We start from the raw sequence: 14,921 nt of genomic DNA, 5'->3' as shown, positions 1-14,921 counted from the left end.
TTGCGGTCCGTGGCAGGGTGGTGCCATGCCGCGCTGTGAGGATGTGTTGGTCGACGAGCACCTCCGGGTGTTGGGCTCCCGGTTGCAGGGGCCGGCGCGACTCAAGTCCGACCTGCTGATCGAGGCCCGGCACGGGCTGTTGGACGCCGTCGAGGCGTACCGCGAGAGCGGTGTGCCGCCCACGGAGGCGCAGCGCCGGGCGGTGGTCGAGTTCGGGTCGCCGGCGCAGCTACTCCGCTCCTGGCAGGCCGAACTGGCGGTCGGCGCCCTGCGTGGGCTCTCGCTGCGGATGCTGGCGATCGCCGGCGTGGGGATGGCTGCCGGCGACCTGACCTGGCGGGGGGCGAGCTGGAGCGACGGCCCACGCCCCCCGACCGGCTACCTGCTGCTCTCCAACTCGGTCGACTGGATCTGGGCGGGTTCGCTGCTGCTCGCGGTGGCCGGCCTGCTGGTGGTCACGGCGAGCGCCCGTTCGACCCGGCCGGGTCTGGCCGTGGCGCAACGCGTGGTGGGCACCGGCCTGACCGGCATGCTGGCGCTCGGCATGGTCGCCGGCTGCGCCCTCTTCGCCTGGTCGTTCAGTCTCTGGGACGCGGCGCTGCACTGGCCGCCAATGATCATCGGTGCGGTGCTGGTGGGCGGCGCCTACTTCTCGCTGACGCGCGCAACACGCGGCTGGCTGCTGGCCACCGCCCGCTGACCAGCGCCGCTCGTCGTCGGCGGGTCAGGCCGGGGTGGTGGGTGGACTGCCGGGATCGAGGAACCGACCCACGGTCAGCCGAAACTCGTGCCAGCCGGCGCGCTCCCCGGCCAGCGCCCGCCGGCCGGAGTCGGTGAGCTCGTACGTCCGCCGCTCCCGGCCGTTGACCGTGCTCCAGGTACTCGCTACGTACCCGGCACGTTCCAGGCGACGTAACGCCGGATAGATGGTGCCGGTGGGCAGATCCAGGCTGCCCTCGCTGCGCGCGCGCAACGACTCGATGATGGCGTAGCCGTGCAGCGCGCCCTGTTCGAGTACGGCGAGCAGCAGAGCGTCGAGATGGCCGTGCAACTCCTGGGCCTTCATGCGTAGCTACGCTACTTGTCGATCGCCCGCTTCGCCACCGACGGCCACCAGCAGGTCGGACCCGCGCGCCAGCCGGCCACCGGGGTGCGGGCATCGGTCACCCAGGGCCGCCGACTAGGGTATGTGCCCAGAGTCACTCGCCGGTCAGAGACCCCGGCGGGTGGGCAACCCGAAGCACACGGAGGTCAGCGTGGCCCGCCAGTCGCCCCAACGGCCCGACGCCGACGAGCCCGAGCTCGACGACACCACCGGCGCGGCCGAGCCAGATCAGGCGTCGGCCTCGGTCGACCGTTCGCTCTGGGACGAGCTGCACATCGATCCGGTGGAGATCGCCCTGCCCGCCGGCACCGGCTTCACCCTGCGGGCGTACCGGCCCGCCAGCTCACTGACGCCGACCGACGTGACCGAGCGCGACCAGGACGACCCGTTCCTCGCCCGCCGCCAGGTCATCGAGGAGGAGGCGGACGACGAGACCGTCGTCATCCTCGACGAGGAGCTGGCCGAGGAGTTCGCCGACAGCGACGAGGACGAGTCGACGCGCCGCCGCACCGCCGATGCCGACGCAGACGCGAACGACGAGGCGGACGAGGACGTCGCGGACGAGGCGGACGACGAGGAAGTGCCGATCTTCCTCAGCCACCGGGGCAAGCTGCTGCTCTTCAAGACCCCCGAGTCGTTGGTCAGTTTCATCCGGTCCGGTGCGCCAAACGATCTGTCCCAACTGGACAGCTGGAATGAATTGTCCGAACGGGTGGAGCCGGCAGATATCGCGCCGCTCGACGAGGACACCTACGAGCTGGACCTGGTCGTGGAGAACCTCCGCGGCGGGCACGACACCTGGGATTCGACCCTGCTGATCGAGGCCGGCGAGATCGCACGGGACATCTCGTACGCATTGCGGCTGCCTGCGGTGCTGGACATGCTCTCCGCCGGTTCCAGCCTCGATGATCTGGACGAGGGTCTGCGTGCCACCGCCAACGGTGGGATCGGCGCTTTCATGGGTCGCCGACGGCTGAAGAAGATCGGGGCACAGACCGCAAGTTTGGGTTGGCGCACCATTGTCGGCAAGATCTCTGCGGTGGTGGACTGGCGCGACTGACCCGTACCGGGGAGCATCAGTTGCTGGCAGAGGAAACACCTGTCCCGGGAGGAGGACGACGCCGTGGCGCTCGTGCGCGTTTACTGCGGTCTGGCCTCGGCGGATCCAGCTGACCGACCGGCCTCCGCCGGCTCGACGCTGACGTCCGCTGTGGTCGACGACGCAGGCCGCCTGCTGCATGTCTGCGAGATCAGCGATGACGCCGCTGGCTACGCCCAGCTCGTCGCGCTGCTCGTGGAGCGGTCGGGCGGGCCGAGCGGTGCGGCCATCGCGGCCGACAGCGACGACCACACGGTCACCTCGCTGTTGAGCGCGGCAGGTCGGCCTTTGGCTATCGCCGACGACGACTCGGTGGACGACTTCGCCGAGCGGTTCGCCGATGACGACTCACTGGAGGAGATGCAGTCGCCTCCGGCCGAACGACGGGCCGTCGGCCTGGCCCGTGCGTTGCAGGCGGGCGCGCTCTCCGCGGTCACCCTGCCGGCACCCCGGGACCTCGCCGGCTACAAGCAGGTGCTCGCCGCCCACGCCGCCCTGGCCAGCGGCCGGCACTCCGCCGCCGTGGCGCTACGCGAGGTTCTGCGTGAGCTCTACCCGGCGGCCCTGCGTGCGTACCCGGATCCGGCTGAGCCGGTCTCTCTGGCAGTGCTGGACGCGCTGCCCGAGCCGGGCATGCTCGGGGGCACCGTCGCCCGGGGCCGCGAGGTGTCGGTGGCAGCGGATGCCATCGCCGCACACCTCGCTGCCGACGGGGTCGCCGACGCCGACGAAATCAACGAGGCGGTCACCGCCCTGCGGGTCGCCATCTCCGAGACGCCGCGCCGCGCCGCGGTCAACCGTGCGCTCACCTCCGCGGTGGCCGAGACGGTCCGCCAGGCCGTCGCCTCCGTACGAGCCTGTGACGCGGGCTGTGAGGCGCTGGTCAGCGCTCTCAGCTCACGGGTCAGCACGCCGGCTCAGGCGCCTGGCCGCCGTGCCGCTGCCCGCCGGGGCGAATCGGTCGGCGAGTTGACCGGTCTGGCCGGCACCGCTGCCGGTCTGCGGTCGGTCCGGCCCACCCCGGCCGCCGCCGACCCCGCACCCGTCCTCGGACGGCGCAGCCGCCCCGAGCCGGTCCCTGGTAACGCACCGCTGGCGTCGCCTCGCCCACTCGGGCCACCACCCGTCGCCCCGGCTCCGGTCACCCCGCCGCCGGTCGCACCCGCCCCGATGGCCCCGGCGGCGATGGCTGGTCCGCCGGCGTCCACGCTGCCCGGGCGCACCGAGTCGATCGCCAGCCGGATCGACGGTCCGACCAACCGACCGGTCTCCTCGCCGCCGCCCCCGCCGCCGGGGATCACCCCGATCGCGCCCGCGCAGCGCGGCACGGTGCCTCCGGCAGAGGCCGGTGAGCCGTTCCGGCCGACGCTGACCACCGCCGCGATCAACCACGCGCGGGCAGAACGGCAGCGTACGGTCATCCCGCCCCGCCCCAAGACCAACGGCGAGCCCCGGCAGAGCCACCAGCAACGCCCCGTCGACGAGCCGCCCACGGGCGGGTTCAGCGCCACCGATCTCAGCATTCCGGTGCCGACCGCCCGGCCTGGTCAGGAGTCCGCACCGCCCGGATCCCGGGCCAACTGGCCCCTGGTCAACAACCCGGAGGACCCGGCCGACAGCTCGCCGAACAACCCGGTGGCCTACTCGTACGGTGGCAGCCGCGGCATCGACGCCCCGACCGATCCTGGTCGGGCCGACGGTCGGGTCACCCCGCCCTGGTTGGCGGACGACCTGCCGCAGGAACCACCCATGCTGCGGCTGGTGGAGCCGCCACCACTGGCTGACCGGGCGCTGCGGGAGGGGCTCAACCCGCCCGCGGACCCGCACCTGGAGACGCCGCCGCTGCGGTTGGTCGACCGGGAGCAGGCCGCTCGCAACGGCCGGGCGGCCGCTCGCACCGACCGCGCCGCCGAGCACCGCCCGCCGCCCCCGGTGGAGCACCGGCCGCCCACAATGGAGCACCGGCCGCCCGCAATGGAGCACCGGCCGCCGCCGGTCGAGCACCGGCCGCCACCGATCGCCGACGAGGGCGACGGCGACCTGCTGATCTTCGCGCAGGCCAAGTCGGCCTGGTTCGTCGGGCAGGCCGAGGAGTCCGACCTGGACTGGTCGACCACGGCCGACACCGGCTGGCAGGCCGCTGAGCAGGCGGCTCGCCCCGCGGTGGGCGCCGAGACCAACGCCGGGCTGCCGAAGCGAGTGCCACAGGCCAATCTGGTCCCTGGTTCGCCGCTGCGCGAGGAGCGCCCATTGCGGATAGTGCGCGATGCGGCAAGCCTCGCGGAGAACACCACCGGCTACTTCCGCGGCTGGCGTCGGGGACAGGAGATCGGCGGTTTCGCGGTGGGTGGTCGTCCCGGCCGCGAGGCAGCCGGCGGCTGGGACTTCAGCCGCGACCACGGGGACCGCGACGACGACCGGGAGTACGAGTACCGCTCCGCCGGTTACCAGTCCTGACGGTTGCCCCTCTGCCCTACCCGAACAGCGCCCCCGGTCCAGTTGACCGGGGGCGCTGTTCGCATCAGCAGGACGGCTCCCTGACACGGAAAAGCCGCCTCTCGAAGACCCGGAAGAAACGCAGCCGCGAGTGGGGCGGACAACTTCCAGCTCTCAAGAAGGCGGCGAAGAGCGACCGCCGGCACACGCGGCGCGGCGGACAGGGCGCAACGCCCGGTGGCGGCCGAAGCCACCACCGGGCGTGCGGCGTCCCGATCAGGCCGGGGCGACGGCGCGCGTACGGCGCATGGTGAGCACGTACTCGACCAGCGAGATCAGCACGTGCTTCGTCGACTCCCGGTTACGGGCGTCGCAGGCCACCACCGGCACGTCGCTCGAGATCGCCAAGGCGTCCCGAACGTCCTGCGGGTCGTGGTACTGCATCCCGTCGAAGCAGTTGATCGCCACCAGGTACGGCAGGCGTCGGTGCTCGAAGAAATCGATCGCCGCGAAGCAGTCGGCCAGCCGACGCGTGTCCACCAGCACGACCGCACCGATGGCACCCCGAACCAGTTCGTCCCACATGAACCAGAATCGGGTCTGACCCGGCGTACCGAACAGGTACAGGATCAGGTCACGGTCGATCGAGATCCGGCCGAAGTCCATGGCCACCGTGGTCGTCGTCTTGCCCGGCACCTGCCGGGTGTCGTCGACGCCCACGCCGGCGGAGGTCATGATGGCCTCGGTGGTCAGCGGCGTGATCTCCGAGACCGAGCCGACCAGCGTCGTCTTACCGACGCCGAACCCACCGGCGATAACGATCTTCGCCGACGTCACGCGCCCACTCGGGTTAGGCGGGCGGTGCGACATGTCAGAGCCTGCGAAGTCCACTCAGCACCCTCTCCAGCAGTTCAGTGCCCACCGCGTCGTCGGAGTCGTCCAAAATGGTCGGCTCGTGGACTGCGACCAGGCCGTCCGTCGCCATGTCGGCGATGAGCACCCGGGCCACACCGAGCGGGAGCTGCATCCGCGCCGCGATCTCTGCGAGCGATTGCACGCGTCCGTCACACAGCGCGGCGATGTACTGGTGTTCGCGGCCCTGGCCGCCGTTGCCATTGGCAGCGGCCCGGCCGCGCACCGTCGTCTCGACGAGCGCCTCCAGCGCGATGTCGAGCCGGGGACGGGTACGACCACGGGTCACGGCGTATGGACGGACCAACGCTCCGGTCGGTTCGTCACGATCGGCCATCTCGCCGCTCACCTCCTTCGTACCCGCTTCCGGCTCCCACCGGTGAAACTCGTCGTTGTCGTTGTTGCAGTCGTGCCGACCTCACGATCGGCGAGGCGTCAGCCCAGCATGCCCGCAGCCGCACGCGGCTGCGGGGTCAGCGCGTCGCCCACCCGGTCGACCAGCAGCGCCATCTCGTAGCCGACCTGGCCCACGTCGGAGCTGCGGGCCGCCAACACGGCGAAGGACGAGCCGTCCGAGATGGACATCAGGAACAGGAAGCCATTGTCCATCTCCACGACGGTCTGCAACACCGCGCCTCCCTCGAAGCAGCGGGCTGCCCCCTGGGTCAGGCTCACCAGACCCGAGGAGATCGCGGCGAGCTGATCGGCCCGGTCGCGCGGCAGATCCCGTGACGACGCGAGGAGTAGGCCGTCCGCCGAGACGGCGACCGCATGTGCGACGCCGGGCACCCGGTCGGCGAAGTTGGCCAGCAGCCAACCAAGATCCTGCGTAGTTGTCATCCTTCTTGCTCCTTCTGCCCGCTCCCGGCCACCGGGCCTGAGCCAGACTGCGAGGATTGCCCTCCCGGAGTCGCCTCCGGGCTGGTCGGGTTGTCCGAGGTGCTACGCCCTCGCTGCACGCCCCGGTGGTAGGCGGAGAGCAGGCCACGGACCGCCTCCGGGGAACGGCGCTGGACCGAGGTGGTGGGCTTTTCCACCGCACCCGGCACGAGCTGCGCCATCGGCTTGCGCTTCGGCAGGCCGGTAGTGGTGGTTTCGCTCACCGGTGCCGCGCCAGCCGCCGCCGAAGCGGCGCGCCAGCCATCGTCAGCTGCGGTCTGCCAGCCGTTGGTCTGCGGTTGGGGCCGGCGGTTCGGCAGGCTCTCGGCGACGCTGGGGCGGGCGCCCTCGCGCGCTGTGGAGCCGTTGTCCCGCGGCGCTCCTCCGGCCGTCGGAGTGTCTGCCATCGGTGTGTTACCTGTCGTCCCGGGTGGTGTCTTGTGGACTGTCCGACCGGTGGCCTCGACCGTGGCGAACTGCTGGGTCGCGGAGTCGCCGTTCGTTGCCGGCTGGCCGCCAGCCGCGGGCTCCTCCGAGCCGGGGCGGCGGGTACGGAACCAGGCCGACTCCAGCTCCCGGAAGATCGGCAGCTCCATCGTCTCGTCCGCGTACCGCTGACGGTTCTGCGCCTGCGGTTGCTGCGGCGCCGGCCGACTCTGCGGAGCCGGAGCCGGAGCCGGGGCAGCGGGTCGGGTTGCGGCTGCCGGCTGCTCGCCGGGTCGCGGCACACGGGGCAGCTCCGTCGTCATGTCCAGAGCGGCGGCGAGCCGTTCCGGCACCGGCGGGGTCGCCGCGTCCCGGTCGCCACCCGGCACCGGCGGCCAGGCCGGCGGTGCGGGGACGCTGGGCGCCTGCGACGGCGGAGCGGACCGGGGCGCGAATCCGCTGAACGACGGGCTGGAGGCGGGCGGCACCGAGTACGGCTGACCGGACGCCGGCGACGCCGACACCGGCGGACCGCCGTACGGCTGCCCGGAGGCCGGGGCGGCGGACACCGGCGGACCGGCGTACGGCGCACCCGAGTAGGGCTGCCCGGAGTACGGCTGGCCCGAGGCCGGCGACGCGGAGACCGGCGCGCCGGAATACGGCTGCGCGGAGACCGGCGGCACCGAGTACGGAGGTGCCTCGGGGCTGCTCGGCAACTGCCGAGGAATGGACGGCTGCTGGCCGGTGGTCGGGCTGTCGTCCCCGGCACGGCGCTGCGGCAGCGGGTCGATCGGCTGGCCGTTGGCCGGCCGCGGGGTGAACCCGTCGCCGCCGTTGACGCCGGTCGTCCCGGCCGCGCCGGTCAGATCCGACCACGCCGGCATCGAGCGGTACGCACCGGCGTTGGCGGGGGTGCCGGCACCGTTGCGCGATGCGGGGTCGAACGGGCGACCGCCGAGGGTGACCTGGTTGCCGGACTCGCTCGGGCGAGGGCCGTTGCCCAGCGCGGGCAGCGCGCCGAAGGCCGGCGCGGGCCCACCGTGCTGAGGGCCGCTGGCCGAGGGCAGGGCCGGGGGCTGCTGCACCCGGCCGGAGAGCGCCCGGGGCACCAGCACCGAGGTGGGCAGGGTCACGTCGGCGACCGTGCCCCGGTCGGAGCCGGGGCGCAGCTCGACCCGGACACCGTGCCGAGACGCCAGCCGGGCGACCACGACGAGGCCCATCATCCGGGACACGGCCACGTCCACCTGCGGCGGCGTCGCGAGCCGCTCGTTGAGGTCGTGCAACTGCTCGGCGCTGATACCGATACCGCGGTCCTCGACGTAGAGCGAGGAGCGGTCGCCGACCCGGCGGGCCTCGACCATCACCTGCGAGTCGGGCGGCGAGAACGCGGTGGCGTTGTCGAACAGCTCGGCGACGAGGTGCACCAGGTCGTTGACCGCGTGAGCGGCAACCTCGATGTCGCGGTCGATGACGCCGAACTCGATCCGGGTGTAGTGCTCGACCTCGGACTGCGCGGCGCGCAGCACGTCGATGAGCGCGGCCGGCTCACGCTGCACACGGGTGGAGTCGGCACCGGCGAGCACCAGCAGGTTCTCGTCGTTGCGGCGCATCCGGGTGGCGAGGTGGTCGAGCTGGAACAGCTCGGCCAGCCGGTCCGGGTCCTCTTCGCCGCGCTCCAGCCGGTCGAGGTGCCCGATGAGGCGGTCGACCAGGATCTGCGAACGGCGGGCCAGGTTGACGAACATGGTCGCGACGGAGGCGCGCAGCGCGGCCTGCTCGGCGGCGGTGCGGACGGCTTCCAGGTGGACGGCGTTGAACGCCTCGGTCACCTGGCCGAACTCGTCCTTGCTGCGGACCGGCAGCGGCTCGGCGATCTGGTTGGCCAGCTGCACCGGGGAGAGCTGCCCGACGACCTGCGGGTCGCGCAGCCGGGCCACTGCCTGGGGCAGGCCGTACTGGGCGACGGACAGTGCACCCTGCCGCAGCTCACGCAGCGAGCGGGCCATGGAGCGGGCGACCAGGTACGCGAAGAGGATGGCCAGCAGCAGCATGCTGAGCAGCAGGCCGGTCTCCAGGAACACCTGGCGCTGGACGTCCGAGCGGAGGTTGTCGGCCCCGGCGACCACTTCACCGTCGAGCCTCCGCTCGACCATGCGGATCAGCGTGGCGTTGGCCGTCATGGCGGCCTCCCACTGGTCCGGCTTGAACGGCGCACCGCGCATGTCGCCAGTGGTGTTGCCGTCGATCCAGCCGGTGTAGTTCTGTGCCTCCCGACGGTCGCCGCCCGCGACCGTCTGGTCGTGGAACTTCGCGTCGTCCGGGGTGGCGACGGCCTTGAAGCTCTGCAGCGCCTGCTGCTGGCCGGTGCCGCTGGCGATGTAGTCGGTGCGCAGTGCCGGAGTCAGGCGTTGCCCACCCTTGACGCCCAGCGCGCGGTGCACCACGACCCGGCGTGCGGAGAGGAACTCCTTCTCCCGGGCGACCGCCGCGGCGGCGCGCATCCGGTCGCTCAGGTCGTTGTCGCCGGCGAGCTGCGTAGCCGAGTCGCGGATGGCGAGCAGGTCACTGATCAGACCCTCGTACGCCTGGACGGTCTCGGTGAGCGCGAGCTTGCCGCTGAACACCTGACTGCGGATGCCCGACAGGTCCTGCAGGTTCTGGTCGATGCCGTCGAGCAGAGACTCGAGGCTGCCCGGCAGGTCCTCGATTTCGGCGCGCTGCTGCCGATAGGGGCGCGTCTCCTGGTCCACCCGGGAGTTCACCCGGTTGAAGGCCTCCTGGTACTGCGCCGTCGGCTGCGTCCCGTCCGCCCCCAGCAGCAGCACGGCGGCGGTCCGCTCGTCCTGCAGTGTGTCGACCAGGTTGCCCGAATAGCTCGACAGCCTGGCCAGGTCGCCGGCTCGGTTGGCATTGTTGAGCGTCTCCACATGGTCGACAAGACCACTGGTGCCCACCACGACCGTGGCGATGGTCGGCACGATCATGATGAGACCGAGCTTGGACCAGATCGGCATGTCCCGGAGCCGGCTGGCCGGCCGGCGCAGCCGCGACAGGAAGGAGCCCGCCGTCTTTGGCCGTTTGCTCACGTCACCGCCCTCGCGATTACAGCTTCAACGCGTTGCCCCGGGCAACGCCCAGCGACCGACCCGGCGGGTCGGACCCCCGAGATTCCATCACGCCGGTCGACAAGAAGAAAGCCCAGGTTGTCACCTGCCCAAGGTGTGATGAGATGTTGATGCGATTTGATAGCAGTCCGTCTGGCCGGAGTAACTGAAGGTAATGGAACATCCGCACCGCGTGGTCCTACTCGCCGGCCCTTCTGGGTCCGGAAAGTCGTACATTGCACAGCAAACCGGCTTACCGGTGCTCTGCCTGGACGACTTCTACAAGAACGGCGATGACCCTACGTTGCCGCGACGAAACGGCCAGGTAGATTGGGAATCACCACTGTCTTGGGACGCCCCCTCCGCCGTCGAAATCATTGCCCGACTGGCTCGCGAGGGTCGGGCTGATGTGCCGGTTTATGCAATCGGCGCCGATCGAAGGGTGGCCACCCGGCCATTTGATGTCGCCGGATCGCCACTTTTCGTGGCTGAAGGGATCTTCGCCGCCGAGATCGTCGAGGAGTGCCGCCGCCGGGGACTGCTGGCCGGGGCGTACGCGCTGCGTCGGCCGCGCGGGGCGACCTTCCTGCGCCGGCTGGCCCGCGACCTTTCCGAACAGCGCAAGGCGCCCCGGGTGCTCGTCCGGCGCGGCGTCGCACTGCTCCGGGCCGAGCCCGCGGTGCTGCGCCGGCAGACCGGGTTGGGCGCGGAGGCGGCCCGTGCCCGGGAGGTGCTGCACCGGGTGGCCGGGCTGCTCGCCGGCCACCCGCACGGCTGACCCTCAGGCCAGCAGCTTGGCGTACGCCGGCTTGATCACCTCATCGATGATCCGCAGCCGCTCGTCGAACGGGATGAAGGCGCTCTTCATCGCGTTGATCGTGAACCACTGCAGCTCCTTCCAGCCGTAGCCGAACGTCTCCACCAACAGCGACATCTCCCGCGACATCGAGGTGCCGCTCATCAGCCGGTTGTCGGTGTTGACGGTGGCCCGGAACCGCAGGTCCCGCAGGAGGCCGATGGGGTGGTCCGCGATCGAGGCCACCGCACCGGTCTGCACGTTCGACGAGGGGCACAGCTCCAGCGGGATCCGCTTGTCCCGGACGTACGCGGCCAGCCGGCCGAGCGCACCGTCGGGGGCGATGTCGTCGACGATCCGCACCCCGTGACCGAGCCGGTCCGCTCCGCACCACTGGATCGCCTGCCAGATCGACGGCAGACCGAACGCCTCGCCGGCGTGGATGGTGAAGTGGAAGTTCTCCCGCTGCAGGTACTCGAAGGCGTCCAGGTGCCGGGTGGGCGGGAAGCCCGCCTCGGCACCGGCGATGTCGAAACCGACCACGCCGGCGTCGCGGTGCCGCACGGCCAGCTCGGCGATCTCCTGGGAGCGGGCGGCGTGGCGCATCGCGGTGAGCAGTGTGCCCACCCGGATGGTCAGGCCCGCCTCGACAGCCTGGGCAGTGCCTTCGGCGAACCCGGCCAGCACCGCCTCGACCACCTCGTCCAGGCTCAGGTCCTGCTCCAGGTGCTGCTCCGGGGCGAAGCGCACCTCGGCGTAGACCACCCCGTCGGCGGCCAGGTCCAGTGCACACTCGCGGGCCACCCGACGCAGCGCCGTCGGGGTCTGCATGACCGCGACGGTGTGCGCGAACGTCTCCAGGTAACGCTCCAGCGAGCCGGAGTCGGCCGCGTCCACGAACCAGCGTCCGAGCGCCTCAGGATCGGTGGTGGGCAGCTCGTGGCCCACCTCGGCGGCCAGTTCGACGATCGTCGCCGGCCGCAGCCCGCCGTCGAGGTGGTCGTGCAGCAACGCCTTCGGAACCTTGACGATGTCCTCGTACCGGATAGTCGCGACCATGCTCAGACCCTAGTCAGCGCCGTACGTGCAGGGGTGCGGGAGGGCACCGCAGGTCTCGACGCTGACCCGAATCGGCCCGAACTAGGCTGAGCGGCATGGAAGCACGACGGTGACGGACCGCCCGCGACACCGCACGGCGGCGACCTGACGTGGACGCGCGCATCGTCGACCGGCTGCGCTGCCCGGTCTGCGGCGAACCACTGGAGCAGGCCACCGACGTGAGGGCGTTGCGCTGCCCGCGCCGGCACAGCTTCGACATCGCCCGCCAGGGCTACGTCAACCTGCTCGCCGGTCGTACCCCGCACGTCGGAGACACGACCGAGATGGTCGTCGCACGGGCGGACTTCCAGGCCGCCGGGCACTACGACCTCATCTCGAACGCCCTCGCCAGCGCCGCGACGGAGGCCGTCGCCCAGCTCGACACGACGGAGGGCTTCGGGGCGTACCCCCTGGTGGTGGATGCTGGCGCCGGCACCGGGCGGTACCTCGGCGCGGTGCTGGCGGCGCTGCCGGAGGCCGTGGGCCTGGCCCTGGACGTGTCCAAGCCGGCGCTGCGCCGCGCGGCCCGCGCGCACCCCCGGGCCGCCGCGGCGCTCGCCGACACCTGGCAGCGGCTACCGCTCGCGGACGCCTCGACCGCCGTGCTGCTGAACGTCTTCGCCCCACGCAACGGCCCGGAGTTCCACCGGGTGCTCGACCCGGCCGGCTCGCTGCTGGTGGTCACGCCCGACACCGACCACCTCACCGAACTGGTGGACGCCCTCGACCTGCTGCGGGTGGACCCGGACAAGGCCGACCGGGTGACCGGCAGCCTGGGCGGGCACTTCACACCGGCCAGCTCGGCGGTGCACCGGGCGGAGCTGGCCCTGACCCGGCCAGAGGTCGCCACCCTGGTCGCGATGGGCCCGAACGCGTGGCACACCGAGCCGGACGCGCTCACCGCCCGGCTGGCCGCGCTGCCCGAACCGGTCCGGGTGACCGTGGCGGTTCGGGTGGACGCGTACCGACCTCGTTGAGCTCAGGTGGAGAGGTCGACCTCTTCCCAGCCGGGCGGCTCGTCGTGGTACGGCCCACGCAGGATCACCGCCCACTCCAGCGCCCACCGCCGCTGCCCGATCGCGTTCGCGTCGATCAGGCCCGGCGCCCGACGGCCGCTGCGCTCGGTCTCCAGATACGCCCAATCCAGGCAGTAGTGCAGGTCGAGCAGGGCAGCCGCGTCGGCCGGGTGCTGCGGCGCCGTGAGGATCCGGGAACGCCACCGGGGGAACGTCTCCCCCTCCGCGATGTGCGGCAGCCGCTCGACCAGCCGCTCGTCGACGGCCAGGGTGGGGTCGAGCTGCTTGCTCAACCCGAGCACCCACGCCAGCGCGAAGAGCGCGTCGTGGTGCAGCACGAACGAGCGGTGATCGCCCTTGCCGCCCATCACGAACTGCCACTCCGGCGGGGTGACCATGTCGACCAGGTGCGAACCGAGCAGCCAGCTCATCGCCGCCTGCGGGGGCATCCCGAAGCAGCGGGCCAGGATCAGATGCAGCACGGCGATCCGCGCCTCGATCTCCGCCGTGGGGCGCAGGTCGATCTCGTCGCCCGGCTCCCAGACCAGGGGAAACTGGGCCGGCGGCAACGGTAGGCCCAGCCGGGACAGCTCGTCCAGGCTCGCCTCGCGCACCTCACGTGGGTCGGGGGCAGCAACGGTCACGGCGGATCTTCCTGTCTGCTCGCGCCGGCGCAAGGCCGGTTATCCCCCCTTGGCCTGCGACAATAGCGCTCCCAGGTGACCGGCACCACGCCGCCCCGGCCCGCGTGCGATCAGCCGATGCGCTCGATGACCAGCGGCGTCGACACTGGCGCGGTCGACGTGATCCGCACCGCGTTCGCGGCCTCGGCCAGCGCCGCCGGAATCCGCGTCGCGTCCTCGGCGCGCAGCTCGTAGAGAGGGTCACCGGCCCGCACCGCGTCACCCGGCCGCTTGTGCAACACCACACCGGCCGGCACGCTGACCGGGTCCTCCTTGCGGGCCCGACCCGCGCCGAGCCGCCACGCCGCAACCCCCATGGCGTACGCGTCGACGGCCGCGACGTGTCCGTCCTGCTCGGCGCGGACCACCTCGACCTCGGCGGCCGCTGGCATCGGCGCGTCCGGGTCGCCGCCCTGCGCCCGGATCATCGCCCGCCAGGAGTCCATCGCCCGACCGTCGCGCAGCGCGGCAGCCGGATCGGCGTCCGGCAGGCCGGCGGCGTCGAGCATCTCCCGGGCCAGGGCCAGCGTCAGCTCCACCACGTCGGCCGGCCCACCACCGGCCAGCACCTCCACCGACTCGGTGACCTCGACCGCGTTGCCGATCGCCAGGCCGAGCGGAGTGGACATGTCGGTGAGCAGGGCAACCGTCCGCACACCGTGCGCACCACCCAACTCGACCATGGTTCGGGCCAGTTCGCGGGCCTGGTCGACGGACTTCATGAAGGCCCCCGAGCCGACCTTGACGTCGAGGACCAACGCGCCGGTGCCTTCGGCGATCTTCTTGCTCATGATCGAGCTGGCGATCAACGGGATCGCCTCCACGGTGCCGGTCACGTCACGCAGCGCGTACAGCTTGCGGTCGGCGGGGGCGAGCCCGGCGCCCGCCGCGCAGATCACCGCACCGACCTCGTCCAACTGGGCGATGAACTCGGCGTTGCTCACCGTGGCCCGCCAGCCCGGGATGGACTCCAACTTGTCCAGCGTGCCGCCGGTGTGCCCGAGACCGCGGCCGCTCAGCTGCGGCACGGCAGCGCCACACGCCGCCACCAGCGGGGTGAGCGGCAGAGTGATCTTGTCGCCGACGCCTCCGGTGGAGTGCTTGTCGACCGTCGGCCGCCGTACCGCCGAGAGGTCCAGCCGCTCACCGCTGGCGATCATCGCGGCGGTCCACCGGGCGATCTCCGGCCCGGTCATGCCGTTGAGCAGGATCGCCATCGCCAGTGCGGACATCTGCTCGTCGGCGACAACTCCCCGGGTGTACGCGTCGACCACCCAGTCGATCTGCGCGTCCGACAGCACCCCGCCATCCCGCTTGACCCGAATAACGTCAACAGCAGCAAAAGCCGAACTCATCAGAAGATC

The 14,921-nt window shown here is 71.8% G+C and carries 13 protein-coding genes; 5 read left to right on the top strand and 8 right to left on the bottom strand.

Annotated elements, in window-relative coordinates:
* Positions 1-25 precede the first annotated feature (25 nt).
* On the top strand, positions 26-700 hold the full coding sequence (locus tag JOD64_RS18185; RefSeq protein ID WP_204943307.1) for a permease prefix domain 1-containing protein: 675 nt from the start codon (positions 26-28) through the stop codon (positions 698-700).
* A 24-nt stretch (positions 701-724) separates the two neighbouring features.
* Here JOD64_RS18185 and JOD64_RS18180 read toward each other — a convergent pair whose 3' ends face one another.
* Positions 725-1,066, bottom strand: coding sequence for a PadR family transcriptional regulator (locus JOD64_RS18180; protein WP_204943306.1), 342 nt, complete (start codon positions 1,064-1,066; stop codon positions 725-727).
* A gap of 160 nt (positions 1,067-1,226) precedes the next feature.
* Here JOD64_RS18180 and JOD64_RS18175 point away from each other — a divergent pair, with 160 nt between their 5' ends.
* Entirely contained in the window at positions 1,227-2,165 is a 939-nt protein-coding gene (locus JOD64_RS18175; RefSeq protein WP_204943305.1) for a SatS C-terminal domain-containing protein, read from the top strand.
* A 39-nt stretch (positions 2,166-2,204) separates the two neighbouring features.
* Entirely contained in the window at positions 2,205-4,661 is a 2,457-nt protein-coding gene (locus JOD64_RS18170) for a transposase (protein ID WP_204946126.1), read from the top strand.
* A gap of 255 nt (positions 4,662-4,916) precedes the next feature.
* Here the strand turns inward: JOD64_RS18170 and JOD64_RS18165 are convergent, their stop codons facing one another.
* The 4 genes from JOD64_RS18165 to JOD64_RS18150 form a co-directional block, all read right to left on the bottom strand.
* On the bottom strand, positions 4,917-5,510 hold the full coding sequence (locus JOD64_RS18165; RefSeq protein ID WP_007455465.1) for a GTP-binding protein: 594 nt from the start codon (positions 5,508-5,510) through the stop codon (positions 4,917-4,919).
* Position 5,511: 1 nt separating this feature from the next.
* Positions 5,512-5,889 carry a DUF742 domain-containing protein gene (locus tag JOD64_RS18160; RefSeq protein ID WP_030329021.1) on the bottom strand — a complete coding sequence of 126 codons (378 nt, stop codon included), beginning with the start codon at positions 5,887-5,889 and terminating at the stop codon, positions 5,512-5,514.
* 98 nt (positions 5,890-5,987) lie between these two features.
* Positions 5,988-6,392: a roadblock/LC7 domain-containing protein gene (locus JOD64_RS18155; RefSeq protein WP_030329023.1), complete on the bottom strand. Its 405-nt coding sequence runs from the start codon at positions 6,390-6,392 to the stop codon at positions 5,988-5,990.
* Positions 6,389-9,946, bottom strand: a complete 3,558-nt coding sequence (locus JOD64_RS18150) for a sensor histidine kinase (RefSeq protein ID WP_204943304.1) — start codon at positions 9,944-9,946, stop codon at positions 6,389-6,391. The genes JOD64_RS18155 and JOD64_RS18150 overlap by 4 nt, the downstream gene beginning before the upstream one ends.
* A 502-nt stretch (positions 9,947-10,448) precedes the next feature.
* Here JOD64_RS18150 and JOD64_RS33080 point away from each other — a divergent pair.
* Complete coding sequence (locus JOD64_RS33080) at positions 10,449-10,742, top strand: hypothetical protein (RefSeq protein ID WP_229686991.1); 294 nt, start codon at positions 10,449-10,451, stop codon at positions 10,740-10,742.
* A 3-nt stretch (positions 10,743-10,745) separates the two neighbouring features.
* Here the strand turns inward: JOD64_RS33080 and JOD64_RS18140 are convergent, their stop codons facing one another.
* The gene (locus JOD64_RS18140) at positions 10,746-11,819 is read right to left on the bottom strand and encodes an adenosine deaminase (protein ID WP_204943302.1); all 1,074 of its coding nucleotides are present in this window, start codon (positions 11,817-11,819) and stop codon (positions 10,746-10,748) included.
* 149 nt (positions 11,820-11,968) lie between these two features.
* On the opposite strand from JOD64_RS18140, the gene JOD64_RS18135 reads away from it, so the two are divergent.
* Positions 11,969-12,835 carry a putative RNA methyltransferase gene (locus JOD64_RS18135; protein ID WP_204943301.1) on the top strand — a complete coding sequence of 289 codons (867 nt, stop codon included), beginning with the start codon at positions 11,969-11,971 and terminating at the stop codon, positions 12,833-12,835.
* 2 nt (positions 12,836-12,837) lie between these two features.
* Here the strand turns inward: JOD64_RS18135 and JOD64_RS18130 are convergent, their stop codons facing one another.
* Positions 12,838-13,518 (bottom strand): DUF4272 domain-containing protein, encoded by a 681-nt coding sequence (locus JOD64_RS18130; protein ID WP_204943300.1) that lies wholly within the window; start codon positions 13,516-13,518, stop codon positions 12,838-12,840.
* Positions 13,519-13,628: 110 nt separating this feature from the next.
* Complete coding sequence (locus JOD64_RS18125; protein ID WP_204943299.1) at positions 13,629-14,912, bottom strand: thymidine phosphorylase; 1,284 nt, start codon at positions 14,910-14,912, stop codon at positions 13,629-13,631.
* Between the last annotated feature and the right edge of the window lie 9 nt (positions 14,913-14,921).

The sequence above is a fragment of the Micromonospora luteifusca genome (assembly GCF_016907275.1).
Classification (GTDB): Bacteria; Actinomycetota; Actinomycetes; order Mycobacteriales; family Micromonosporaceae; genus Micromonospora; species Micromonospora luteifusca.
Note: the sequence above shows the minus strand (reverse complement) of the source record. Positions and strands in the feature narration are given on the sequence as shown.

Bases quoted from the DNA above. Each gene is read 5' to 3' on its own strand.
- JOD64_RS18140 (WP_204943302.1), bottom strand. From the start codon at position 11,819: ATGGTCGCGACTATCCGGTACGAGGACATCGTCAAGGTTCCGAAGGCG.
- JOD64_RS18160 (WP_030329021.1), bottom strand. From the start codon at position 5,889: ATGGCCGATCGTGACGAACCGACCGGAGCGTTGGTCCGTCCATACGCC.
- JOD64_RS18180 (WP_204943306.1), bottom strand. From the start codon at position 1,066: ATGAAGGCCCAGGAGTTGCACGGCCATCTCGACGCTCTGCTGCTCGCC.
- JOD64_RS18155 (WP_030329023.1), bottom strand. From the start codon at position 6,392: ATGACAACTACGCAGGATCTTGGTTGGCTGCTGGCCAACTTCGCCGAC.
- JOD64_RS18125 (WP_204943299.1), bottom strand. From the start codon at position 14,912: ATGAGTTCGGCTTTTGCTGCTGTTGACGTTATTCGGGTCAAGCGGGAT.
- JOD64_RS18165 (WP_007455465.1), bottom strand. From the start codon at position 5,510: ATGTCGCACCGCCCGCCTAACCCGAGTGGGCGCGTGACGTCGGCGAAG.
- JOD64_RS18185 (WP_204943307.1), top strand. From the start codon at position 26: ATGCCGCGCTGTGAGGATGTGTTGGTCGACGAGCACCTCCGGGTGTTG.